Source organism: Pengzhenrongella sp., assembly GCF_036565025.1.
GTDB lineage: Bacteria > Actinomycetota > Actinomycetes > Actinomycetales > Cellulomonadaceae > Pengzhenrongella.
In genome coordinates this window covers 1-7,227 of the sequence record NZ_DATCNW010000268.1, presented here as the reverse complement: position 1 = coordinate 7,227, position 7,227 = coordinate 1, and the positions used below count along the sequence as shown (strand labels likewise).

Genomic DNA, 7,227 nt, shown 5'->3' with positions numbered 1-7,227 from the left:
GCGGCACCTCGACGGCCCGGGCCTCGAGCCGCTGCACGAGCCGGTCGGCGGCCTTCACGTGGATGCGCGCGTGGGTCGCCCTCCGGTTCGGCTGGCTGCCCTTGGGCGGCCGCCACGCGTCGGACAGCCCCTCGTACGACTCGTCGAGGCGCGCCAGCAGCGCCACCTTGCGCTTCTGTTCGGCGACGTACCGCTGGCGCCAGCGCCGCAGCGCCTGGTCCTTGGCGAACCGGTACGTCGCGTAGTCCGTCGCGCCGTACAGCGCCGGTCGCCCGTCGATCGTCGGGTCGAGGTCGAGGATCGCGGTCATCACGTCGTCGAGCAGCTGGCGGTCGTGCGTGACGATCACCACGACGCCCGGCCACGCGCCCAGCTGCGCGGTCAGGTACTCGATCCCGGACTCGTCGAGGTGGTTCGTCGGCTCGTCCAGCAGCAGCACGTCGGCGCGCTGCGCGATCCGGCAGGCCAGCCGAACCCGGTACCGCTCCCCCACGCTCATCTCGGCGAGCGGCCGCGCGGGGTCCCGCGGCGCGCCGAACCGGCTGAGCGCCTCGTCCATCCGCCGGTCCGCGTCCCAGCCGGCAAGACGCTCGACCCGTGCGAGGGCCTCGGTGAGCACCGGCAGGTCGCCCGAGCTGTGGTCGAACGCCGCGATGCTCGCCTCGAGCGCGCCGACGGCCGCCCGGACCGCGACGAGCGCGGAGTCCACCAGGGTGCCGACGGTCGCCCCGGGGGCGACCTCGAGCTCCTGGGTCACCACCGCGAGCGAGCCGGCGCGGCGCACCGCACCGCTCTGCGGGACGAGGACACCCGCGAGGACGCCCAGCAGGGTCGACTTCCCCGCCCCGTTCTCCCCGACGACGCCGATCCGCGCGCCCGCCCCGGCGACGACCGTGACGTCGTCGAGCACGGGACGTCCCGGGTAGGCGAAGGAGACGCGATCGGCGACGACGTGCACGGCGCCCGGTCTGATCGCCGGTCCGTTGCCGGTCTTGGTGGTCACGAGCGCGCCCGCCCGACGGCGGCGGGTAGCGTCGGGCGCATGCGCTCCCGCACCGTCCTCTTCGCAGCCCTCGCTGACGCCGCGTGCATCTTGCTCTTTGCTGCCGTCGGGCGCGCGTCGCACGGCGAGGGGAACGCACTCGTCGGCGTGCTGCAGGTGGCGTGGCCATTTCTCGCGGGCTGCGCGGTCGCCTGGGTCCCCAGCCAAACGTGGCGCGAGCCGTTGCGGTTGTGGCCCCACGCCGTTGGGCTGTGGGCGCTGACCTGGGGCTGGGGCATGTTCCTGCGGCACCTCACCGGTGCCGGCACGGCTCCGAGCTTCCTGGTCGTGGCCGCCGTCGTGCTCGCGGTGCTGCTCATCGGGTGGCGCGGCGTCGTGGCCGGGATCAGCGCGGCCCGGCGGGCGGCAGCGTCACGGCGCGAGACTCCGAGCCCGCAGGCCGCGCCCCGCTGAGCGCGGCGACGATCACCGGCGCGAGCGCGCGGAACGCGTCGCCGCGGTGGGAGATGGCATTCTTCTCAGCCGGGGTCAGCTCCGCACTCGTCCGGGTGTCGCCCGCGGGCACCAGGATCGGGTCGTACCCGAAGCCGTGGGAGCCCCGCGGCGACGTCGCGAGCGTCCCGCGCAGGTACCCGTGCTCGACGTGCTCGAAGCCGTCCGGCATCGCGAGCGCCGCCGCGCACACGAACTGCGCCCCGCGGTGCTCCGGGGCGATGTCCGCGAGCTGGGCGAGCAGCAGGTTCAGGTTGGCGACGTCGTCACCGTGCCGCCCGGCCCAGCGCGCGGAGAAGATGCCCGGCGCGCCGCCGAGCACGTCCACCGCGAGCCCGGAGTCGTCCGCGAGCGCGGGCAGCCCCGTGAACGCGGCCAGCGCGCGAGCCTTGATCAGGGCGTTCGCGCCGAACGTGAGCCCGTCCTCGACCGGCTCGGGGGCTCCGACCTCGCCCGCGCCCAGCACGTCGTCGGGCGCCAGCCCGGGCACCAGGGCGCCGAGCAGGGTGCGCAGCTCGCCGACCTTGTGCGCGTTGTGGGTGGCGAGCACCACCCGCATGGGTCGACCTGCGGTCACGGCTGCTCGCGCGGGTCCGTCGCGAGCGCCAGCTCCTGGTGGTGCGTGAGCTCGGTGGTCCCGGCGAGCGCGAGCTCCAGCAGCGCGTCCAGCTCGCGCTTGTCGAACGGGGTCTTCTCGGCGGTGCCCTGCACCTCGACGAACAGGCCCTTGCCGGTCACCACGACGTTCATGTCGGTGTCGGCGCGCACGTCCTCGGTGTACGGCAGGTCGAGCATCGGGACGCCGTCGATGATGCCCACGCTGACGGCTGCGACGGAGTCGAGCAGGACGGGCTTGCTGCCCTTGATCGCGCCCTGGCGCTGACCCCACGCGACCGCGTCGGCGAGCGCGACCCACGCGCCGGTGATCGCGGCGGTGCGGGTGCCGCCGTCGGCCTGGAGCACGTCACAGTCCAGCACCAGGGTGTTCTCCCCGAGCGCGGTGACGTCGACGACGGCGCGCAGCGAGCGCCCGATCAGGCGCGAGATCTCGTGCGTGCGGCCCCCGACGCGGCCCTTGACGGACTCGCGGTCGGAACGGGTGGACGTCGCGCGGGGCAGCATCGCGTACTCCGCGGTGACCCAGCCCTCGCCGGAGCCCTTCTTGAAGCGCGGTACGCCCGGGGTGAACGAGGCGACGCACAGGACCTTGGTGTTGCCGAACTCGACAAGGACGTTGCCCTCGCCGGAGTCGAGCCAGCGGCGCGTGATCGTGATCGGACGGAGCTCATCGTTGCGGCGCCCGTCGACGCGCGTCGAGGCTGTCGGGGTAGTGATGGTCATACGGACGAGCCTAACTGCCGACCTGCCCGCGGCGGAACCGATCCTCGCGGTGTCAGAGGTGGAACACGGCGCCGGGCCGGGCGAGGTCGATCGGACCCGTGTACACGCCCCGGGCCTCGGCGAGCGCGACGTCCGGGTCGTTCCAGGCCGGCAGGTGGGTGAGCACGAGCCTGCCGACCTTGCCCGTGGTCGCCGCCTCGCCGGCCCGGCGTCCGGTGAGGTGCACGCCGCTCACGGCGTCGTCGCGCCCCTCGAGGAAACCAGCCTCGGACAGCAGCAGGTCCACGTCGGCGGCCAGGGTGTCCAGTCCCGGGCAGACGTCGGTGTCCCCGGTGTACGCGAGCGTCACGCGCCGCCCGGGGTCGCCCTCCGCCGGGCCGGTGACCCGGATCCCGAACGCGGGCACGGGGTGGCGCATCGCGACCGGCTCAAGCCGCAGCGGACCGACGTCGACGGCCACGCCGTCGACCCAGGTCCGCACCTCGAGCTGGCCGCTGACGTCCGTCGCCGGGTCGGCGCCGGCCAGCTGGGCGAGGCGGGCCGAGGTCCCCTCGGGACCGTGCACCGGCACCGGGGCGCTCGGTCCGCTCGGGCGGTACCGGCAGTAGACCCCGAGCACGACGAGGTCCGCGGCGTGGTCGGCGTGCAGGTGGGAGATCGCGTACGCGTCGACGTCGGCGGGGTCGCAGTACCGCTGCAGCGGCCCGAGTGCGCCGTTGCCCATGTCGAGCACGACCCGCCAGGTGCGTCCGGCGTCGTCGTCGGCCTCGACGAGATAGCTCGACGCGGCGGACTCGGCGCTCGGGAACGACCCGGCGCAGCCGACGATCGTGAGCCTCACCGCAGGACCCCGGCCGCCTCGACGGCGCCGACCTCCGGTCCGAGGAACCGGCGCGCGAGGCGCTGGAAGGAGTCGGCGTCGCCGGTCGCGATGAACCGGTGCTCGGGCGCGCCGTCGCTCACGGACCGCTCGAGCTCGTGGGCGACGAGCGTGCGGTACACGTCCTTGGCCGTCTCCTCGGCGCTCGAGACGAGGGTGACCTGCTCGCCCATCACGTAGGAGATGACGCCGGTGAGCAGCGGGTAGTGCGTGCAACCGAGCACGAGCGTGTCGACGCCGGCGTCGCGGACCGGGTCGAGGTACTCGTGGGCGATCGCGAGCGCCTCGGGCCCGGACGTGATGCCCGCCTCGACGAGCTCGACGAACCTCGGGCAGGCCTGCGTGGTGAGTGTGAGGTGCGGCGCGACGGCGAACGCATCCTCATACGCCCGCGAATCGATCGTGGCCCGGGTGCCGATCACCCCGATCCGACCGGTGCGACTGGCCGCGACCGCGCGGCGCGCGGCCGGCAGGATCACCTCGACCACCGGCAGCCCGCGGCGCTTCGTGTAGCGCTCCCGAGCGTCGCGCAGCACCGCCGCGGACGCGCTGTTGCACGCGATGACCAGCATCTTCACGCCCTGGTCGACGAGGTCGTCCATGACTTCGAGGGCGTGCGCGCGCACCGCCGCGAGCGGCTTGGAGCCGTACGGGGAGTTGAGCGTGTCGCCGATGTACAGGATCGACTCGTGCGGGAGCTGGTCCAGGATCGACCGCGCCACGGTGAGGCCCCCGACGCCGGAGTCGAACACCCCGATCGGTGCCTCGTTCACGGGGCCTCTCGAGTAGAGCTCCTTGGGCGTCACGACAGATCCTCCATCATTGCTGCGACAAGTGACTCCTGGAGCCAGCTCAGTGCCGCGTAGACCGAGCCGAGGTAGTCCCGGATCTCGTCCTCGACCAGCTCCCGGCCGCTGCGGTCCGGGTCCTCCTCGCCGAGCTCGTGCCGGTCGAGCGCTTCGTACAGCGCGTCGGAGTCCTCGTCCGACTCGACCCCGAGCCGCTCGGCCAGGACGAGGCGCAGGTCCGTGATCGTCGCCGCGAGGGCCGCGGCCTCCCCGCGCGGCACCGCGAGGTCCGCGCCGCCGACGTCGTGCGGCGTCGTCGCGTCCCCGCTGCCGCGCGCCTCGCCGACCAGTGCCTGCCACAGCATGCGCAGCCGCTCGACCTTCAGCCGGCGCAGGTCGCCCTCGGTCAGGCGACGGAACTCGGCGGCGAGCTCGGGGTCCTCCTGCGAGGCGTCGGGGAGCAACCGGTGCACGGCCGGGTCGATGGGTGCGGGCACGTCGACCGGGCTCATCCGCAGACCGAGCAGCGGGTGCGGAGCCTCCGCGGCGTCCGCGCCCTCGCGCGAGCGGACATCGGTGTCGAACCGGCCCGCGCCGAGCAGCTCGGCGACGTCGGCGACGACCGTCGCGAGCACCTCCCGTTCGGTGCCGTCGAGCTCGGCGACGTACCGCCCTTCCACGGCACGGAAGCCGCGCATCAGGCGCCGCCCTGCTGGAGGGTGGCCCACAGGCCGAACGAGTGCATCGCCTGCACGTCCACCTCCATCTGTTCCCGGTTGCCGGTCGAGACGACCGCGCGGCCGGCCTCGTGCACCTGCCGCATGAGCTTGTCCGCCTTCTCGGCCGGGTAGCCGAAGTAGGACCGGAACACCCAGCTGACGTAGCTCATGAGGTTGACCGGATCGTTCCAGACGATCGTGATCCACGCGTCTGCGAGCCGCTCGTCCTGGTGGACCTTGATCTCCTGGTCGGGGGTGGTCTGGACGGGCACGCCACCACTGTAGGTGGCGTCCGGCGGCGTTCGTAGCGCCGATGCGCGACCCGCCGACACGGAGCGGGGTCAAACGGCCCTACGGTGGAACACATGAGTGCACCGGAGCCCTCGGCGCGAACCGGCGGCGATGTCCGCCGCGCGCCCACCTCCCACCTCCTGCGTCCGAGCACCGCGCTGCTCACCGACCGGTACGAGCTGACGATGCTGCAGGCCGCGCTCGCGGACGGCACGGCCCGCCGGCACTGCGTGTTCGAGGTCTTCACCCGGCGACTGCCGCCGGGGCGCCGCTACGGCGTGCTCGCCGGCACCGGGCGCGTGCTCGAGTCGCTCGCGGACTTCCACTTCGGGACCGCCGAGCTCGACTGGCTCGCCGCCGAGCGGATCGTCGACGACGCCACGCTGGACTACCTCGCGAGCTACCGGTTCACGGGCGACATCTGGGGCTACGCCGAGGGCGAGGCCTTCTTCCCCGGTTCCCCCGTCATGGTGGTGGAGGGGACGTTCGCCGAGGCGGTCGTGCTCGAGACGCTCATCCTGTCGATCCTCAACTTCGACTCGGCGGTCGCGTCGGCCGCCTCGCGGATGACCAGCGCCGCCGTCGGGCGCCCGGTGATGGAGATGGGCTCACGCCGCGCGCACGAGCAGGCTGCGGTCGCGGCGGCGCGCGCCGCCGTCGTCGGGGGCTTCGTGGGGACCTCGAACCTGGAGGCGGGCCGACGCTGGGGGCTGCCGACCATCGGCACCGCCGCGCACGCCTTCACCCTCCTGCACGACGACGAGGAGACGGCCTTCGCGTCCCAGGTCGCCTCCCACGGCAAGGGCACCACGCTCCTGGTCGACACGTTCGCCGTGCGGCGGGGGGTCGAGGCAGCGGTCGCCGCCGGCGGGACCGGGCTCGGCGCGGTGCGCCTGGACTCCGGGGACCTGCTCTCCCTCGCCCAGGACGTGCGCCACCAGCTCGACGAGCTCGGCGCGACGGGCACCAAGATCGTGGTGACCTCCGACCTCGACGAGTTCGCGATCGCGGGGCTCGCCGCGGCGCCGGTCGACAGCTACGGCGTGGGCACCGCGCTGGTCACCGGGTCCGGGGCACCGACCTGCGGGATGGTCTACAAGCTCGTCGCGCGCGAGGGGTCCGACGCCGTGATGAGCCGGGTCGCGAAGACCTCCCCGACGAAGGTGGGCGTCGGTGGCCGCAAGGCCGCCGCCCGCCGGCTCGACGCCGAGGGCCGCGCGATCGAGGAGATCCTGGTGGTCGGCCCGGACGACGCCGTCTCTCAGTGGGCGCAGGACGAGCAGGAGATGCGCGCGCTGCACGTCCCGCTCGTGGTCGGTGGCGCGGTGGACACCCGGTGGACCGGAGCGGCGGGCGTGCACCTCGCGGCCGCCCGGCACGAGGCCTCCCGCGCGGAGCTGCCGCGGGGGGCCCGGCGCCTGTCCGCGGACGAGGCCGCGGTCCCGACGGTGATCCTGGAGCTGGACGCCTGAACTAGCCCGCCGGAGCCCCGCCACCCGGTCGCGCCGGAGCTCCGCTCAGCCCCCGTCTCGCCGCAGGGCTCTCTGTGCAGCGCTCTGTGCAGCGGATACGCACCAGGGGTGCGCTTTCGATGCATTTGAGCCATGGCCTGAGCCCGTGCGCCGAGGCGTGCTGGCGGCCGCTCGCCGTCACACCCAACGGCGTGACGGGCGACGCGCGCCGAACTCGGAGGTCTGTGTCGAACTCGGACAC

The 7,227-nt window shown here is 73.8% G+C and carries 9 protein-coding genes; 2 read left to right on the top strand and 7 right to left on the bottom strand.

All coding sequences use genetic code 11. From position 1 onward, the window contains the following. Positions 1-958 (bottom strand): ATP-binding cassette domain-containing protein (locus VIM26_RS15650; RefSeq protein ID WP_349257760.1); only part of this gene is annotated, 958 nt, incomplete at its 3' end. Positions 959-1,042: 84 nt separating this feature from the next. Between VIM26_RS15650 and VIM26_RS15645 the strand changes: the two genes are divergently transcribed. Beyond that, complete coding sequence (locus VIM26_RS15645; RefSeq protein WP_331952785.1) at positions 1,043-1,456, top strand: DUF3054 domain-containing protein; 414 nt, start codon at positions 1,043-1,045, stop codon at positions 1,454-1,456. On the opposite strand, the gene rdgB is transcribed toward VIM26_RS15645, so the two are convergent. The 6 genes from rdgB to clpS are packed head-to-tail and all read right to left on the bottom strand — an operon-like array spanning position 1,389 to position 5,495. Next, on the bottom strand, positions 1,389-2,054 hold the full coding sequence (rdgB, locus tag VIM26_RS15640) for an RdgB/HAM1 family non-canonical purine NTP pyrophosphatase (protein WP_331952793.1): 666 nt from the start codon (positions 2,052-2,054) through the stop codon (positions 1,389-1,391). The two genes, VIM26_RS15645 and rdgB, sit on opposite strands and share 68 nt — an antisense overlap. A gap of 14 nt (positions 2,055-2,068) precedes the next feature. After that, the gene (gene rph, locus VIM26_RS15635) at positions 2,069-2,836 is read right to left on the bottom strand and encodes a ribonuclease PH (RefSeq protein WP_331952784.1); all 768 of its coding nucleotides are present in this window, start codon (positions 2,834-2,836) and stop codon (positions 2,069-2,071) included. Positions 2,837-2,888: 52 nt separating this feature from the next. After that, on the bottom strand, positions 2,889-3,677 hold the full coding sequence (locus VIM26_RS15630; RefSeq protein ID WP_331952783.1) for an MBL fold metallo-hydrolase: 789 nt from the start codon (positions 3,675-3,677) through the stop codon (positions 2,889-2,891). Continuing rightward, positions 3,674-4,489, bottom strand: a complete 816-nt coding sequence (gene murI / locus VIM26_RS15625) for a glutamate racemase (protein WP_331952791.1) — start codon at positions 4,487-4,489, stop codon at positions 3,674-3,676. Before murI ends, VIM26_RS15630 begins: the two co-directional genes overlap by 4 nt. 29 nt (positions 4,490-4,518) lie before the next feature. Beyond that, positions 4,519-5,202: a DUF2017 family protein gene (locus VIM26_RS15620; protein ID WP_331952782.1), complete on the bottom strand. Its 684-nt coding sequence runs from the start codon at positions 5,200-5,202 to the stop codon at positions 4,519-4,521. After that, the gene (clpS, locus tag VIM26_RS15615; protein WP_414696499.1) at positions 5,202-5,495 is read right to left on the bottom strand and encodes an ATP-dependent Clp protease adapter ClpS; all 294 of its coding nucleotides are present in this window, start codon (positions 5,493-5,495) and stop codon (positions 5,202-5,204) included. Before clpS ends, VIM26_RS15620 begins: the two co-directional genes overlap by 1 nt. Before the next feature lie 93 nt (positions 5,496-5,588). On the opposite strand from clpS, the gene VIM26_RS15610 reads away from it, so the two are divergent. Further along, the gene (locus VIM26_RS15610) at positions 5,589-6,986 is read left to right on the top strand and encodes a nicotinate phosphoribosyltransferase (protein WP_331952781.1); all 1,398 of its coding nucleotides are present in this window, start codon (positions 5,589-5,591) and stop codon (positions 6,984-6,986) included. The last annotated feature ends 241 nt before the right edge of the window (positions 6,987-7,227 follow it).

What these genes read in the sequence shown, in the direction of transcription:
- VIM26_RS15610 (WP_331952781.1), top strand. Translation starts at nt 5,589, where the DNA reads ATGAGTGCACCGGAGCCCTCGGCGCGAACCGGCGGCGATGTCCGCCGC.
- rdgB (WP_331952793.1), bottom strand. Translation starts at nt 2,054, where the DNA reads ATGCGGGTGGTGCTCGCCACCCACAACGCGCACAAGGTCGGCGAGCTG.
- VIM26_RS15645 (WP_331952785.1), top strand. Translation starts at nt 1,043, where the DNA reads ATGCGCTCCCGCACCGTCCTCTTCGCAGCCCTCGCTGACGCCGCGTGC.
- rph (WP_331952784.1), bottom strand. Translation starts at nt 2,836, where the DNA reads ATGACCATCACTACCCCGACAGCCTCGACGCGCGTCGACGGGCGCCGC.
- VIM26_RS15620 (WP_331952782.1), bottom strand. Translation starts at nt 5,202, where the DNA reads ATGCGCGGCTTCCGTGCCGTGGAAGGGCGGTACGTCGCCGAGCTCGAC.